We start from the raw sequence: 12520 nt of genomic DNA, 5'->3' as shown, positions 1-12520 counted from the left end.
AAGCCCCCAGATTTCAGGCGCGCGGACAGACAGCAGAATGGCTGCACGGATCACCGCGTCTTCTGGAGCCGACCCATGTCTCTCGCCGCTTCTTCCGCCGCCAGTCAGTCAGCCGCCGCCGGCGTCCAAGGCTCAGCGCCCGCCCACACCGTCCGCTCGGGCGAGACCCTGTCCGCCATTGCTGAACGCTATGGCGTCAGCGTGGGCGACCTCTTGGCGGCGAACCGCCAGATCACCAATCCGAACCTGATCCATCCCGGCCAGACCGTCACCCTGCCGGCCGGCGCGGCGGAAGGCCGGGGCGCCGTACAGGCCGAGGCGGCCGCCTCCCATACGGTGCGCGGCGGGGACACCCTGTCGGGTATCGCCCAGCAATACGGGATGAGTTGGCGCGAGCTGGCGGCGGACAACGGCATCGCCAATCCGTCGCGGATCCAGGTTGGTCAGCAGATTCGTCTGAACGGCGCGGCGCCCGAGATGGCGACGCCGGCTTCCGAACCCGCCGCTGAAGCGACGGCGGCTGGGCAGGAAGGCGTCAATCCGAACCTGGGCGCCCTGTCGGCGCGCTATGAGACCGGCGGGCGAGGTCCCGGCACGGTGTCTTCCGGCTCGGGCGATCCGGGCGGGGTGTCCTACGGCTCCTATCAGCTGGCGGTGAACCGCAACCGGCCGCAGGAGTTCCTGGCCGCTGACGGCGCGCGCTGGGCCGATGAGTTCGGCGGGGCGGCGGCGGGCACGCGCGCCTTTTCCGACACCTGGCGCGCCATCGCCGCGCGCGAACCGGAAGCCTTCCAGGCCGCCCAGCACGCCTTCATCGAACGCACCCACTATGACGTGCAGTCCGCCCGGATCGAGAATGCGGGCCTCGACATCTCCAACCGCTCGCACGCGCTTCAGGACGTGGTGTGGTCGACCTCGGTCCATCACGGTCCGAACACGGCGGTCGTCACCCGCGCCATGGCGGCGGTCGAGCGCCAGGGGATCGACGCCTCCAGCCCCGACTATGACCGCGCGTTGATCAACGCCGTCTATGACGAGCGCGGCCGTCGCGACGGCAACGGCGAACTGGCCTATTTCTCCAGCTCGCGCGCCGATGTCCAGGCGGGGGTGGCCCAGCGGTTCGAGGACGAGCGCCGCGACGCCCTGAACATGCTGGACGGCCGCTGATTGCATGACTGAAACCAGCGCCATCTCTGGCGCGTCCGGCGCCTCGGCGGTCTCCGCCGGGGCGTCTTCTGCCGACAGCCGCTCATTGGCGGTCGGCGCCGCTGTTCACGCCATGGCCGAACTGGCCGGCGCGGTCCTGCCTGATCCGGCGGACAGTCTGGATCGCGGCGTGGCCCTGTCTCAGGTCTGGGCCGAGCAGGGCCAGCAGGGCGGGGCGGTGGTCGGCGACGACATGCGCGTGCTGGCCGCACAGACCGGCCAGGCGGTCGCGGCGCGGCTGAGCGCCGTCTCTCCGATCGAAACGGGCCGCATCGACCGCGCCCTGACCGATTTCGTGCGCGCGGTTCAGGATCACGCCCGCGCGACGCCGCACCTGACCGCGCCCTCCATGGTCGAGCCGATGCTGCGCGCCCTGGCGGCGGGCCTGGCGCGTGAAGAAGGCCCCGCCGCCGCCCGCGACAGCGCCGTCGAGCAGTTCGCCCGCATGGTGGACGCTGCGACCGCTTCACTGGAGCGGCGCTGAGGCAGATCCCTTGAAAAGCAAACCCCGCGGACCGAAGTCCGCGGGGTTCCACACTGAACCGCAGGTGAAGTTCAGCGCGTCGGCGTTGGGCCGAGGGCGATGCGCGGGCTGCCGGGCTCGCTGGTTTCAGAGGCGCCGCCCAGGGCTTCAGCCAATCCGCTCAACACGCCGGTCAGCAGCCAGGCGCCCAGGACGCCGCGCAGAGCGTCGCTGAAGGCCTGAAGCGCCTCGGGCAGGCCGGCGTTGCCGATCTTGGTCAGGTTGAAGTCTTCCTGGCTGACGGCGTCGCCGGTGATGCCGCTGGTCCAGCCCGATCTGACGGCGTCGTCCTCGCGGATGGTCAGGCCGTCGCGATAGGCGGCGTCGATGGCGTAGCCGTTGTTGCTCATGCTGATGTTCAGGTCGCCCAGCTGGTTCTGGCTGACGCCGTCGATGATCATGGCCTGGTCGCCGCGCGTGATGACCAGCTGGCTGGTGACGGTGGCGTTGGGGTTGTTGCCGAAGGGCTCGGTGTTGACGGTGATCTTAGTCCCGTTCTCGAGCTCCAGGGTCATGGTGTCCCAGAAGTCGCCGACGTGCTGGCCGTTGTAGTTGAAGTGCGGATCGCCCCAGATCTGGGTGACGTTGCCGTCGGCGTCGCGCACCACGAACTCGGAGTTGGCCTCGTTGATCTCCAGCGTATAGCCGTCGCCCAGGTCCACCGTGGCCTTGCCGTCCTGTGGCATGGAGGCCGAGAAGGCGGGGGCGGCGGGCTGGAAGGCGCCGTTGAGCATCACGCCCAACTGGAAGCCCATCTGGGCGAAGTTGGCCGCCGTGGCCATACGGTCGGCCACCGCGCCGAGCGCGAGCGTCCCGACGGCGGTGGAGAAGGCGGTGTTGATGTTGGTCATCGCGTGCAGCCCCGAGGTTGATCTTGCTGATCGGCATCGGACCACGCGGGGGCGGGGCTTCACAGTCAGGACGGTCCCCATCAGGGACGACCCTAGCTTCCTAACTCGAGCGCCGCCCCATCGCCTTCAACACCTCCAGAACCGTGTCGTGGCGGCCCATGATCTCGTTCAGCAGGGTCTGCACCAGGCCGGTCATCATGATCAGGATGATCAGGGTCGCCAGCCACGCCTTGATCGACAGCGACAGGGAGAAGACGTTCAGCTGCGGCGCATAGCGGTTGACCAGGCCCAGGGCGCCGTCGGTGACGAACAGCACCACCAGAACCGGCGAGGCAAACAGCACGGCCAGCGTCATCAGCCGCGTGAACTCGCCCTCGAACAGGCTGAGGCTGCTCATGGTCAGCACCGGCGTCAGGCTGCCGATGGGCCAGATGACGAAGCTGTCCAGGATTGTGCCGACCAGCAGCAGCAGGCCGCCGGAGAACATGAAGACGAAGTTGGCCAGCCGCCCCAGGAACTCGCCGTTCAGCGAGGTCTGATGGCCGCTGAGCGGGTCCACCACCTGGGCCATGGTGGCGCCGACCTTGGTGTCGATGATCTGGCCGGCGGCCTCGAACGCCCACAGCATGGTGGCGAAGAAGGAGCCGATGACCACCCCGACCAGGGCCTCCTTGCCGAACAGCAGGATCCACTGGACCGTCGGCAGGGTCATCTGGGCCACCTGCGGCTGCATGGTCAGCACCGCCAGGCCGAAGACCAGGAAGATGGAGTTGCGAACCATCGCCGGCACCGTCTGCGGCGACAGCAGCGGCATCAGCAGGAAGGTCGTCGCCACCCGCGTGGTCGACACCGCCACCAGGATGGCGTTGTCGAACAGACTGTCCAGACCCTCGAACACCTAGCGGCGCACCAGGGCCGGGAACTCGGTGAATATGCGGTCGCTGAACTGATACAGCGAGCCGCCGATCAGCGCCGCCGTGGCGAACAGGGTCAGCACGATGGCGAAGAATTTGGCCGTATACTGCAGGGTCTGTTCCTGAAGCTGCGTCGCCGACTGGATCACCGCCACGATCAGGCCGACGATGGAGGCGGCGATGATCGGCGGGGCCGACAGGAACAGGACGAGCCAGAGCGCCTGATTGACGAGCTCGATGGCCTGGGCGTTCATCATGGGCGTTCTCCTAGACGTAACTGAGCACAAGGCCGTGAGACAGCTTCACCCACCCGTCGATCAGCACGAACAGCAACAGCTTGAACGGTAAGGAGACTGTGGTCGGCGACAGCATCATCATCCCCATCGCCAGCAGTATGTTGGACACCACCAGGTCTATGATCAGGAAGGGCAGGAAGATCAGGAAGCCGATCTGAAAGGCCGTCGCCAGCTCCGACACGGTGAAGGCGGGCACGACGACCAGGAAGTCGCGCGCGGTGATCTCGGCGCGTTTTTCAGGCGTCGAGATGCGCTGGGCGGTGCGCAGGAAGAAGGCGCGCTCGCGCTCGGAGGAGTGCTTGATCAGAAAGTCGCGCAAGGGCTCCTTGGCGCTGTCGGCATAGGCGAACAACTGCTGGGTGTCGCTGAGGGCGGCGGTGGGCGGCATGTGGTTGGTGGCTTCGGCCATGCGCTGGCCGACCGGGAACATGACGTAGAGCGTCAGGATCAGCGCCATGCCGTTCAGCACGATGTTCGGCGGCACCTGCTGCAGGCCCAGGGCGTTGCGCAACAGGGACAGCACCACCACGATCTTGGTGAAGGACGTCACCATCACCGCCACGAAGGGCGCGAGCGCCAGCAGGATGACGGTGACGAGCGCCGAACCCGGCGAGAACTGGGACAGGTCCATGTCAGACGGCCTCCTTCGGGTCGGCGACGACGTCGATCAGCACGGCGTAGGCCTCGCCCAGCGACACCAGGCGACCGCGCGCGAAGGCCTGGCCGGCGCTGCGCAGGGTGACGCGCATCTCGGCGTCCAGTCCGGTCAAGGGTAGGACGGCGCCGGGGCGCAGGTCGGCCAGCGTCTTCAGCGGCACGACGGTCTCGCCCAGATCGACGGTCAAGGCGATCGGCGTGTCGGCCCCCGGCGTCAGTCCGTGCTCGTTCTCGGCAGGCGGGGCGGCGGCCTCGGTCATGCGGCTTTCCTTGCGTTGATGGGTGAAGTTTCGGGACGCGGGGGCGAACAGGCCGACGGCCGTCCCGCCGGGAATCGACAGGCGCGCGGACCAGGCGCTCTCCAGAGCGGGGATCAGCAACAGGTCGCCCGCGCGCAGGCTCGACAGATCAGCCGGAGACAATCGCGGCCCTTCGACGAGCAGTCGGGCGGGCAGGGGCAGGTTCAGTCCCGACGCTGCGTCTCCGGCGCGGCGCAGGCGCAAGGCCACGCCGGGCGGCAGGGACAGGCGCGCCTCATGCAACGTGCGCTCGCCGTCGCCGAGGCGGACCTCGACGTGCGCCGCATCGAACGTGTCGGAACGCACGCCGACAGGCGTCAGCGCCTCGGCGCCTGCGTCTTCCAGCGCCGCTAGCAGCGGCTCCAGCGTCGAGACGGCGGCTAGCAGGGCGGCGTGGTCGCCATTCTCGAAGGCCGCGCCGTCGATCGTCAGGGGCGCGACGCGGACGGGCCCGTGCGGCGTGGCGAAGACGGCCTGTTCGCCGACAAAGGCCTCGTCCTGATCGGGGATCAGAATGCTGACGCGCAGTTCATCCAGCGTCAGGCCGTCCAGGGCGGCGACGACGGCCGCGCGGGCGCGCACGGTCGGCTCGTCCAGCCGAAGCGGGCGCGCGGGCGCGAGCGAGGGAGGCAGGGCGTCCAGGGCCACGCTCACGCCTCCTCGACCTGGCCGGACACGGCCATGCGGACCAGATGAGTCAGGGTCGGCGCCTCCATCTTGGTCATGATGCGGGCGCGGTGCAGCTCGACCGTCTTGGGGCTGATGCCCAGGTCATAGGCGATGACCTTGTTGTAGGAACCGGCCACGACCAGATCCATGACCTCGCGTTCGCGCGCGGTCAGGCGTGACAACCTTTCCTGATAGGCGAGGGAAAGCGGAGAAGCGGTTGTTTCATATTCTGTTTCCGGTTGCGTGACGCGGAAGGCCAGGGCGATGGCCTCTTCCAGCGCCTTCTCCTGAAAGGGCTTTTCCAGAAAGGTGACGGCGCCGCGCCGCATGGCCTCGACCGCCAGGGGCACGTCGCCGTGGCCGGTCATGAAAATCACCGGCTGATCCAGCCCGCGCTCGCGCGCCGCCTCCATCAACTCCAGCCCCGACATCCCCGGCATCCGCACGTCCAGTAGGAAGCAGGCGGGTTCGGCCGGGCGCTCGGTCATGGCCTCCAGAAAGGCGACGGGCTCTTCCCAGCACTCGACCTCATAGCCCAGGCTTTCAAGCCACCAGGCGGCGGATTGGCGGAACTCGGCGTGGTCGTCGACCAGGCAAATGCGGCCGGACGGTCCTTCTGCCGGCGTTGCGACGGCGCTCATGGGCGGGCCTCCTCGGTCGGGATTTCGGCCGCGGCCAGCGGCAGGGCGATGTGAAAGACGCTGCCGCCCGTCTCGCCGGGCGTGAACCACAGGCGGCCGCGATGCAGTTCGATGATCGAGCGGCAGATGCCCAGGCCGACGCCCATGCCTCCGCTGCGCGTGCTGAAGAAGGGCGAGAAGACGCGGGCGCTTGCCTCTTCGGGCACGCCCGGCCCGGTGTCGGTCAGGGTCAGCTCGATCTGGCGCGCGTCGAGGCTGTGACGCGCCTCTATGGTCAGTTCACGCTGGGGCAGGTCGACGCCGCGCATGGCGTCCAGGGCGTTGCGCGCCAGGTTGACCAGCACCTGCTGGATCATGACCGGGTCGCCCAGGACGGCGGGCAGGTCCGGCGGCGTGGCGGCGCGCGCCGTCACCCGGTCGCGGGTGATCTCCCAGTCCAGCAGGTCCAGGGTGTTGCGGGCCAGCCGCGCCAGATCCAGCCGCTGCACCTGGGGCTGGCGCTGATCGACGAAGGTGCGGACGCGCTGGATCACGCCCGAGGCGTAGAGCGCCTGCTCGGTCGCGCGGTCCAGGGCCTCGGCGCCGGTCTCGACCGTCAGGGCGCCGCGCTGCAGCCGCGCCTTCAGCCCGCGCAGGATGTTGGCGATGGAGCCGATCGGCTGGTTCAGTTCATGGGCGATCATGGTGGCCATCTCGCCTACCGACAGCACGCGCGAGGTGGTCAGCAGCTCCTCGCGGTCGGCCAGGTGGCGCTGCTGGGCCTCCTGCCGCTCGGCGGCGTCGGACAGCTCCAGGAAGACCAGGCCGTCGGACAGGGCCAGGCGCGCGTCATGCACCCGGCGGCCGCCTAACTGGACGATCAGCGCGTCCGAGGCGCCCTCGCGCCGCGCCGCCGCGATCGCCTCGGTCAAGCCGGGCAGGCGGGCTTCGACGACCGACAGGGCCTCGCCCTCGCGCCATTCGGGGAAGGCGGCGGCGAAGGCGCTGGAGCGCCACGTCAGGCCGCGCGCGTCGAAGGCGGCGGCGCAGATGTTCAGCGCCGACAGGGCGGCGTCGGTCCATTGCGGCGCGTCGAGCGGGCGAAGGGCGGCGGTCATCGGCGCGCCTCCGGGCCGCAGGCGGCTAGGGAAGTCCCGCATGGCGGGGGCGCGCCGATGCGCCTAGATTGGCGGCCTAGCGTGGAGCGTTCCACGTCGAGGAGGCCGCCATGACCACGATCCGCACCGATAACGCGCCCCTTTCCGGCGTCTGGTCGCGCGATCTGTCGGCCTCGACGCCGCTGGGCGCAGAGGCGCGGGCTCACGGTCGCGGCGGCCAGGCCTTCGGCGATTTCTCCGCCTTCGCCGGCGACGACGTGCGCGTGCGGGTGTCGGATCGGCTGGATATGGACGCGGCCGCCCGCGCCATCGCAGATCATCTGACCGAAACCCGCGACAACGGCTTCGGCTGAGGCTATGCCTCGGTCATCGTGACCGATCTCGTTCTCAAGGCTGAACCCGACTGGGCCGGCGCGGCCCAGGCTCTGATCGACGGCTTGCATGGTCAGTCGACGCCCGATGCGCGCGTCACCGTGCTGCAGCGCGTCTGCGACGGTCTGGGCGAGGCCCTCTATCCCGGCTTCGTCAAGCTGCTGGCCGCCGTGGCGCGCTTCGGCGACGAGGAGGCGCGGCGTCTGGCCGCCGACGCCCTGGCGCGGGCCCTGACGACCGATCGCCTGCCCGCCACGCGCCTGCCCGCCTGGGGCGCGGCGGCCTTTTCGAGCCTGTCCGGGCCCGGCGGGGGGCTGATGACCAACGCCCGCAGCGTGGGGCCGCTGGAGTTCCTGTGCGTCTGGCTGACCCGCGACGTGGTGGGCCAGCCGCTGGAGGACGAGGCGTTCGAGCGCGCGGCCGCCCTGGTGCTGACCCTGATCCAGACCTCGCCCGAGGCGACGCGCCTCTATGCCGGAAAGTTGGCGGCGGACGCCGACAGCCCGACCGAGGGATTGCACAACCGCCAGAGCCGTCGCCTGGTGCGGCTGACCGCTGAAGGGTTGGCGGCGGGCCGCGCTCCGGCCGAGACGGCGCGCGCCGTGCTGGACGCCGCCCGCGCCGATCGCGACCAGGGCCGCTGGGATTTCACGCCGCGTTGAGATCATGGCTCACCGCACCCCGTCCGGCGGGCGATGCTCGCTGTCGGGATCGGCGGGGGCGACGCGCACCTCGGACACGGCCACGCCGCGCGCCTCCAGCCGACGGCGCATCAGCTCCAGCGCGCGCTCCAGCTCGGGCGTCGGCCGCTGGTGGGCGGCCAGTTGCAGCGTCAGGCCGCCGTCGGCCAGCCGCATGACCCCGAACCCGGCCAGGGCCAGGGTCCGGTCGGTGAACTGCACCTGCATGCCCTTGGCGGCGTCGGCCTGGGCCGCCAGCCAGGCCTTCTCCATCATCGACGCCATGGCCTCGACGTCGCCGGTGAAGCCCGCCGCTGCGGCGGGACCGCCCTGGACGGCGTTCAGGCCGGTCGCCCCTGCAATGTTCAACTGGCCCTCGGCCTTGTCCGCCTTGTCGTCGGCCTTGGCCTCTTCGCGCCGCGCGTCGTCGGGGCGGTCGCGGACGGGTTCGGCGTCTTCGTCGCGGCGGGCGAAGCGGGGCTGGCGCTCTCCCGCTTCGAGCGCATGGCGGCGCGCGGCGGCCTGATCCAGGGCGGCCTCGAAGGCGCCGCCGCTCCAAGCCGAGGGGGCGGGGCTGGCGGACCGTGCGGCGGGCGCGGACCGGGCGGGGGCGGAGTTGTTCACGGCGTCGGCCATCAGGCGCGGCCTCCCATAAGCAGTTGCAGGCGCGGGCGGCCCCGTTCCTCAAAATCGAGCTGTTCCTGGTCCTCGCGACGTCCGGCGCGCAGGGCCACGGCGCGACAAAGTTGGCCGTCGACGGCGTCGTGGCGGGCCGTGGCGCGCATCAGGGCGCGCAGGGCCTGATCCCGCTCGGCCTGGGCGGCCTCGACTGTGCGTTGGTCCTCGGCGCGGGCTTTGATCTCGGCCTCGCGGCGGTCGGCGATCAGGCCGCGTCGCGACAGGGCGCCTTCGATCAGGCGCGCGTCGCCGCCCCCGCCCGAGGCGAACCATTCGTCCAGGGTCTCGATATGGCGGCCCAGGGCAGCGATGGACTCCTCGCGCGCCTGCAACGCCGCCTGCGCCCGCGCCAGGGCGTCCTGGGCGACGGCGACCAGGCGGCGCGCGGCCTCGACCCTCTGCGCCCGCAGCCGGGCCAGGCGCCGCAGTAGGGTGATGCGGTCGCGCCCGCTCATGACGCGGCCTCGGCCAGCTGGGCCAGGGCCGCCTCGGCCGCGACGCCCTCATGCGCGCCTTGCTGCAACAGGGCGCGAAGGGCGGGCATTCGCTGCACGGCCTCGTCTGCCAGGGGATCGCCGCCGGGCTTGTACTCGCCGATCTGCAGCAGGAACTCGATCTCGGCGTATTTGGCCAGCCAGGCGCGGACCTTGCCCGCCGCCGCCTGATGCTCGGGCGAGGTCACGCGGGGCAAGACGCGGCTCAGGCTCGTCAGCGGGTCGATGGCCGGATAGTGGTTCGCCTGCGCCAGCTTGCGCGACAGATAGACGTGGCCGTCGAGGATGGAGCGGACCTCCTCGCCGATCGGGTCGCCGCCTTCCTCGTCCTCGATCAGCACGGTGTAGAAGGCGGTGATGGAGCCGCCCTCGATCGCGCCCGCCCGTTCGAACAGTCGGGGCAGTTCGGCGAAGACCGACGGCGGAAAGCCGCGACGCACGGCCGGTTCGCCGACCGACAGGCCGATCTCGCGCAGCGCGCGGGCGAAGCGGGTGACGGAGTCCATCTGCAGCATGACGCGCAGGCCCTGGGCGCGGAAACCTTCGGCGATGGCGGTGGCGGCGTGGGCGGCGCGGACGCGCTCCATCGCCGGGCGGTCTGAGGTGGCGACCACCACGACCGAGCGGGCCAGGCCCTCCGATCCCAAGCTGTCGTCGAGGAACTCGCGCACCTCGCGCCCGCGCTCGCCGATCAGGGCGATGACGTTGACGTCGGCGGCGCAGTGGCGGGCGAACATTCCCATCAGGGTCGACTTGCCGCCGCCCGCCATGGCGAAGACGCCGACCCTTTGGCCCACGCCGACGCTCAGCAGCGTATCGACCGCGCGCACGCCGGTCGGGAACAGGGCGCTGATCGGCGGTCGGGCCAGCGGATTGGGCGCGTCGGCATAGACGTCGCGCAGGGCGACCGGTCCCGCGATGGGGCCCAGGCCGTCCAGCGGGCGGCCGAAGGCGTCGATGACCCGGCCCAGCAGGCCGGGGCCGCTGGGGACTTCCGTCCGGTCGTCGGCGGCGATGACCTCGGCTTCGGGGCCGAGGCCGTTCAGGCTGGTCAGGGGCGTCAGTATGGCTGCGCCGTCGCTCAGGCCCACGACCTCGGCCTTGACCACGGGGCCGCCGGCGGGGTCGTGGATCTCGACCTGCTGGCCGATGCGGGCGTTCAGGCCGGTGGCGCGCACCGTGGTGCCGAAGGCCTGAACGACCCGCCCGCGCCGGTCCAGGGTGCGGGCGCGGCGCAGGGCGTCGTGCAGGCGCAGTTCGACGGCGTCGTGGCTCATGCAGCGCGCCCCCGCTCAAAGGCGCGCTCAAGGGCGGCGAGCTGGACTTCAAGCCCGGCGTGGCTGCGCCCGGCGGCGGTCTCGATGACGCAGTCGCCGGGGGCCAGGGCGTCGTCGGGCCGCACCTCGATCGCCGCGCCGATGGGCCACAGGCGGGTCGAGACGGCGCCGACGCCGTCGGGGGCGACGTGAACCACGACCGGCGCCTCGGGCAGGACGTCCTTCACCGCCCGCTCGGCCAGGGCCGCCAGCACGGCCTCTGGCGCTAATTCGGCTGCGATGCGGCGCACCACGTCCAGCGCCAGGCGCCCGGCGGTCTCGCGCAGGCGCTCGCGTTCGGCCTCCATCTCGCGGTGCAGGCGGGCGGCGCGTTCGGCGACGTCGCGGGCGGCGGCGGTCAGCCCGGCCTCATAGCCGGCGGCGTAGCCGTCGGCGCGACCCGCCTCGCCCTGGGCGGCGCGATGGGCTTCGACCTCGGCCAGCCGCGCCTGGGCCTGGGCCAGAAGTTCGACCGCCGCCTCGACGACGGCGCGCTCCTCGCGGCGGATGACGGCGCGGTCGGTCAGCAGAGCCGCGTCGGGCGCGGCGGCGATCAGGTGAAAGCTCATGCGGCGATCCCGCAGAGGGTCAGGGCCAGACGGCGCGCGGCCTCGGCTTGGTGGGCGTCGAGGCGCAGCAGGGGCGGAGCCAGGCCGTCGGCCAGGCGTCGGGCCGTCTCGCCCGACAGACCGGCCAGCAGGGCGGCGGCGCCCAGACCTTCCAGCGCCTCGGCGTCCAGCGCGCCGACCGGCGGCGTCTCGGGCCGCTGGGCAGGGGGCATGGCCAGAACGGCGTCCAGCGCGCCTTCGCCGATGCTGCGTCCGACGACGCCGAGCATCCGTCCGTCGATGCTGGTCGCCAGCCGCTCGGCCAGAAGCACGGCACCGCAGGTCGCAGCCAGGCGGCGGCGCTCGTTCAGGGGCAGGGCCGACCATGCGGGCGCCTTCAGGATGGCGGCGTAGTCCATCGGCGCGCGCGGCGGCGTCAGGCGGCGAGCCAGGGCGCGCGCGCGCGGCGAGCGCGCGGCGTCATCCGCGCCGTCCAGGGTGCGGGCCCGGCGCCACAGGGCGGCGCGTTCGGTCCTGGCGGCGCCCGGCGTCAAGCTTCGCCTCGCTTGGCGTCTGACTTGGCGCGCGGCTTGGGTCGCCGATAGAGGCCGTAGATGCCCAGTCCCGCCGCGCCCAGGATCAGCACGCCCAGCGGCAGGCTGAGCTGGGTGACGGCCGGGGCCTGCGGCTGGGTCAGGACTTCGGACGCCGGGAAGGCGACGACCGTGACCTTGTCGTATGGCAGGCCCTCGATCGAGTTGACCACCAGGGCCTTGATCGAACCTGTCTGGGCCGAGATGTCGTAGTCGGGCCGGTGCTTGATGAAGACCGAGGCGGAGGAGGGCGGCTTCTCCTGCGCCAGCGGGTCGCTTTCTGGCACGGCGATGTGGACGCGCGCCTGCACCACCCCGTCGATGGAGGAGATGGTCTGACCCAGCTCCTGCTGCAGCGCGTACATCATGCGCATCCGCTGCTCCATCGGCGAGGAGACGAAGCCCTCCTTCTGGAAGACCTCGCCCATGCTGGCGAAGTTCTGGCGCGGATAGCCCCGGTCGTGCAGCAGGGCGACCGCGCGGGAGAAGTCGCCGCGATCCGCCTTCAGCACCCAGTTGTCGCCGTCGCGAGTCTTGGAGGCGTCCAGCCCCTGAGCCTTGAGCACGGCGACCATCTCATTGGCGTCGCGTTCCGTCAGGCCGCCGTAAAGCTCCTGCTGGCCGCAGGCGGCGAGCAGGAGGGCCGCGCCCGCGAGGGCGGCGAGCGATCGGATTCGCATGACCGC

Annotated in this window: 17 protein-coding genes; 4 read left to right on the top strand and 13 right to left on the bottom strand. The window is 71.2% G+C overall.

The genetic code is table 11. From position 1 onward, the window contains the following. Positions 1 to 75: 75 nt before the first annotated feature. Positions 76 to 1167, top strand: coding sequence for a LysM peptidoglycan-binding domain-containing protein (locus tag ACWGL1_RS13305; protein WP_338575054.1), 1092 nt, complete (start codon positions 76 to 78; stop codon positions 1165 to 1167). Positions 1168 to 1171: 4 nt separating this feature from the next. Further along, positions 1172 to 1690, top strand: a complete 519-nt coding sequence (locus tag ACWGL1_RS13300) for a hypothetical protein (RefSeq protein WP_452112249.1) — start codon at positions 1172 to 1174, stop codon at positions 1688 to 1690. A gap of 71 nt (positions 1691 to 1761) precedes the next feature. Here the strand turns inward: ACWGL1_RS13300 and ACWGL1_RS13295 are convergent, their stop codons facing one another. The 7 genes from ACWGL1_RS13295 to ACWGL1_RS13265 all read right to left on the bottom strand — a co-directional run bounded on the left by ACWGL1_RS13295 (position 1762) and on the right by ACWGL1_RS13265 (position 7153). After that, positions 1762 to 2580: a DUF1521 domain-containing protein gene (locus tag ACWGL1_RS13295; protein WP_338575049.1), complete on the bottom strand. Its 819-nt coding sequence runs from the start codon at positions 2578 to 2580 to the stop codon at positions 1762 to 1764. 100 nt (positions 2581 to 2680) lie between these two features. Further along, positions 2681 to 3478, bottom strand: coding sequence for a type III secretion system export apparatus subunit SctT (gene sctT / locus ACWGL1_RS13290; protein ID WP_452112248.1), 798 nt, complete (start codon positions 3476 to 3478; stop codon positions 2681 to 2683). Next, on the bottom strand, positions 3479 to 3751 hold the full coding sequence (gene sctS / locus ACWGL1_RS13285) for a type III secretion system export apparatus subunit SctS (RefSeq protein WP_003164547.1): 273 nt from the start codon (positions 3749 to 3751) through the stop codon (positions 3479 to 3481). It abuts the gene before it with no gap. A 10-nt stretch (positions 3752 to 3761) separates the two neighbouring features. Next, positions 3762 to 4421, bottom strand: coding sequence for a type III secretion system export apparatus subunit SctR (gene sctR, locus ACWGL1_RS13280; protein WP_003164548.1), 660 nt, complete (start codon positions 4419 to 4421; stop codon positions 3762 to 3764). Between the two features lies 1 nt (position 4422). Beyond that, positions 4423 to 5400: a FliM/FliN family flagellar motor switch protein gene (locus ACWGL1_RS13275; RefSeq protein WP_452112247.1), complete on the bottom strand. Its 978-nt coding sequence runs from the start codon at positions 5398 to 5400 to the stop codon at positions 4423 to 4425. Next, a complete protein-coding gene (locus ACWGL1_RS13270) occupies positions 5397 to 6056 on the bottom strand; it encodes a response regulator transcription factor (protein ID WP_452112246.1) in 660 nt (219 codons plus the stop codon). Before ACWGL1_RS13270 ends, ACWGL1_RS13275 begins: the two co-directional genes overlap by 4 nt. Then, positions 6053 to 7153, bottom strand: coding sequence for a sensor histidine kinase (locus ACWGL1_RS13265; protein WP_452112245.1), 1101 nt, complete (start codon positions 7151 to 7153; stop codon positions 6053 to 6055). The genes ACWGL1_RS13270 and ACWGL1_RS13265 overlap by 4 nt, the downstream gene beginning before the upstream one ends. Positions 7154 to 7263: 110 nt before the next feature. On the opposite strand from ACWGL1_RS13265, the gene ACWGL1_RS13260 reads away from it, so the two are divergent. Both ACWGL1_RS13260 and ACWGL1_RS13255 read left to right on the top strand, forming a co-directional pair. Next, a complete protein-coding gene (locus ACWGL1_RS13260; RefSeq protein WP_452112244.1) occupies positions 7264 to 7506 on the top strand; it encodes a hypothetical protein in 243 nt (80 codons plus the stop codon). A gap of 18 nt (positions 7507 to 7524) precedes the next feature. Then, positions 7525 to 8187 carry a hypothetical protein gene (locus ACWGL1_RS13255; RefSeq protein ID WP_452112243.1) on the top strand — a complete coding sequence of 221 codons (663 nt, stop codon included), beginning with the start codon at positions 7525 to 7527 and terminating at the stop codon, positions 8185 to 8187. Between the two features lie 9 nt (positions 8188 to 8196). Here ACWGL1_RS13255 and ACWGL1_RS13250 read toward each other — a convergent pair whose 3' ends face one another. Genes ACWGL1_RS13250 through sctJ form a run of 6 tightly spaced genes read right to left on the bottom strand, consistent with a single transcriptional unit; the run spans position 8197 to position 12514 of the window. Next, positions 8197 to 8841: a hypothetical protein gene (locus tag ACWGL1_RS13250; RefSeq protein ID WP_452112242.1), complete on the bottom strand. Its 645-nt coding sequence runs from the start codon at positions 8839 to 8841 to the stop codon at positions 8197 to 8199. Next, entirely contained in the window at positions 8841 to 9338 is a 498-nt protein-coding gene (locus ACWGL1_RS13245; RefSeq protein ID WP_452112241.1) for a hypothetical protein, read from the bottom strand. The genes ACWGL1_RS13250 and ACWGL1_RS13245 overlap by 1 nt, the downstream gene beginning before the upstream one ends. Next, a complete protein-coding gene (locus ACWGL1_RS13240) occupies positions 9335 to 10654 on the bottom strand; it encodes a FliI/YscN family ATPase (RefSeq protein ID WP_452112240.1) in 1320 nt (439 codons plus the stop codon). The genes ACWGL1_RS13245 and ACWGL1_RS13240 overlap by 4 nt, the downstream gene beginning before the upstream one ends. After that, positions 10651 to 11262 carry a FliH/SctL family protein gene (locus ACWGL1_RS13235; RefSeq protein WP_291775214.1) on the bottom strand — a complete coding sequence of 204 codons (612 nt, stop codon included), beginning with the start codon at positions 11260 to 11262 and terminating at the stop codon, positions 10651 to 10653. The genes ACWGL1_RS13240 and ACWGL1_RS13235 overlap by 4 nt, the downstream gene beginning before the upstream one ends. Then, positions 11259 to 11795, bottom strand: coding sequence for a hypothetical protein (locus ACWGL1_RS13230; protein WP_452112239.1), 537 nt, complete (start codon positions 11793 to 11795; stop codon positions 11259 to 11261). Before ACWGL1_RS13230 ends, ACWGL1_RS13235 begins: the two co-directional genes overlap by 4 nt. Further along, complete coding sequence (gene sctJ / locus ACWGL1_RS13225) at positions 11792 to 12514, bottom strand: type III secretion system inner membrane ring lipoprotein SctJ (protein WP_313039480.1); 723 nt, start codon at positions 12512 to 12514, stop codon at positions 11792 to 11794. Before sctJ ends, ACWGL1_RS13230 begins: the two co-directional genes overlap by 4 nt. Positions 12515 to 12520: the final 6 nt, after the last annotated feature.

It is taken from the genome of Brevundimonas sp. NPDC055812 (genome assembly GCF_053616535.1).
Note: the sequence above shows the minus strand (reverse complement) of the source record. Positions and strands in the feature narration are given on the sequence as shown.

What these genes read in the sequence shown, in the direction of transcription:
- ACWGL1_RS13260 (WP_452112244.1), top strand. Translation starts at nt 7,264, where the DNA reads ATGACCACGATCCGCACCGATAACGCGCCCCTTTCCGGCGTCTGGTCG.
- ACWGL1_RS13305 (WP_338575054.1), top strand. Translation starts at nt 76, where the DNA reads ATGTCTCTCGCCGCTTCTTCCGCCGCCAGTCAGTCAGCCGCCGCCGGC.
- sctJ (WP_313039480.1), bottom strand. Translation starts at nt 12,514, where the DNA reads ATGCGAATCCGATCGCTCGCCGCCCTCGCGGGCGCGGCCCTCCTGCTC.
- ACWGL1_RS13245 (WP_452112241.1), bottom strand. Translation starts at nt 9,338, where the DNA reads ATGAGCGGGCGCGACCGCATCACCCTACTGCGGCGCCTGGCCCGGCTG.
- ACWGL1_RS13300 (WP_452112249.1), top strand. Translation starts at nt 1,172, where the DNA reads ATGACTGAAACCAGCGCCATCTCTGGCGCGTCCGGCGCCTCGGCGGTC.
- ACWGL1_RS13295 (WP_338575049.1), bottom strand. Translation starts at nt 2,580, where the DNA reads ATGACCAACATCAACACCGCCTTCTCCACCGCCGTCGGGACGCTCGCG.
- ACWGL1_RS13235 (WP_291775214.1), bottom strand. Translation starts at nt 11,262, where the DNA reads ATGAGCTTTCACCTGATCGCCGCCGCGCCCGACGCGGCTCTGCTGACC.
- ACWGL1_RS13270 (WP_452112246.1), bottom strand. Translation starts at nt 6,056, where the DNA reads ATGAGCGCCGTCGCAACGCCGGCAGAAGGACCGTCCGGCCGCATTTGC.
- sctS (WP_003164547.1), bottom strand. Translation starts at nt 3,751, where the DNA reads ATGATGAACGCCCAGGCCATCGAGCTCGTCAATCAGGCGCTCTGGCTC.
- sctR (WP_003164548.1), bottom strand. Translation starts at nt 4,421, where the DNA reads ATGGACCTGTCCCAGTTCTCGCCGGGTTCGGCGCTCGTCACCGTCATC.
- ACWGL1_RS13250 (WP_452112242.1), bottom strand. Translation starts at nt 8,841, where the DNA reads ATGGCCGACGCCGTGAACAACTCCGCCCCCGCCCGGTCCGCGCCCGCC.
- ACWGL1_RS13265 (WP_452112245.1), bottom strand. Translation starts at nt 7,153, where the DNA reads ATGACCGCCGCCCTTCGCCCGCTCGACGCGCCGCAATGGACCGACGCC.
- ACWGL1_RS13240 (WP_452112240.1), bottom strand. Translation starts at nt 10,654, where the DNA reads ATGAGCCACGACGCCGTCGAACTGCGCCTGCACGACGCCCTGCGCCGC.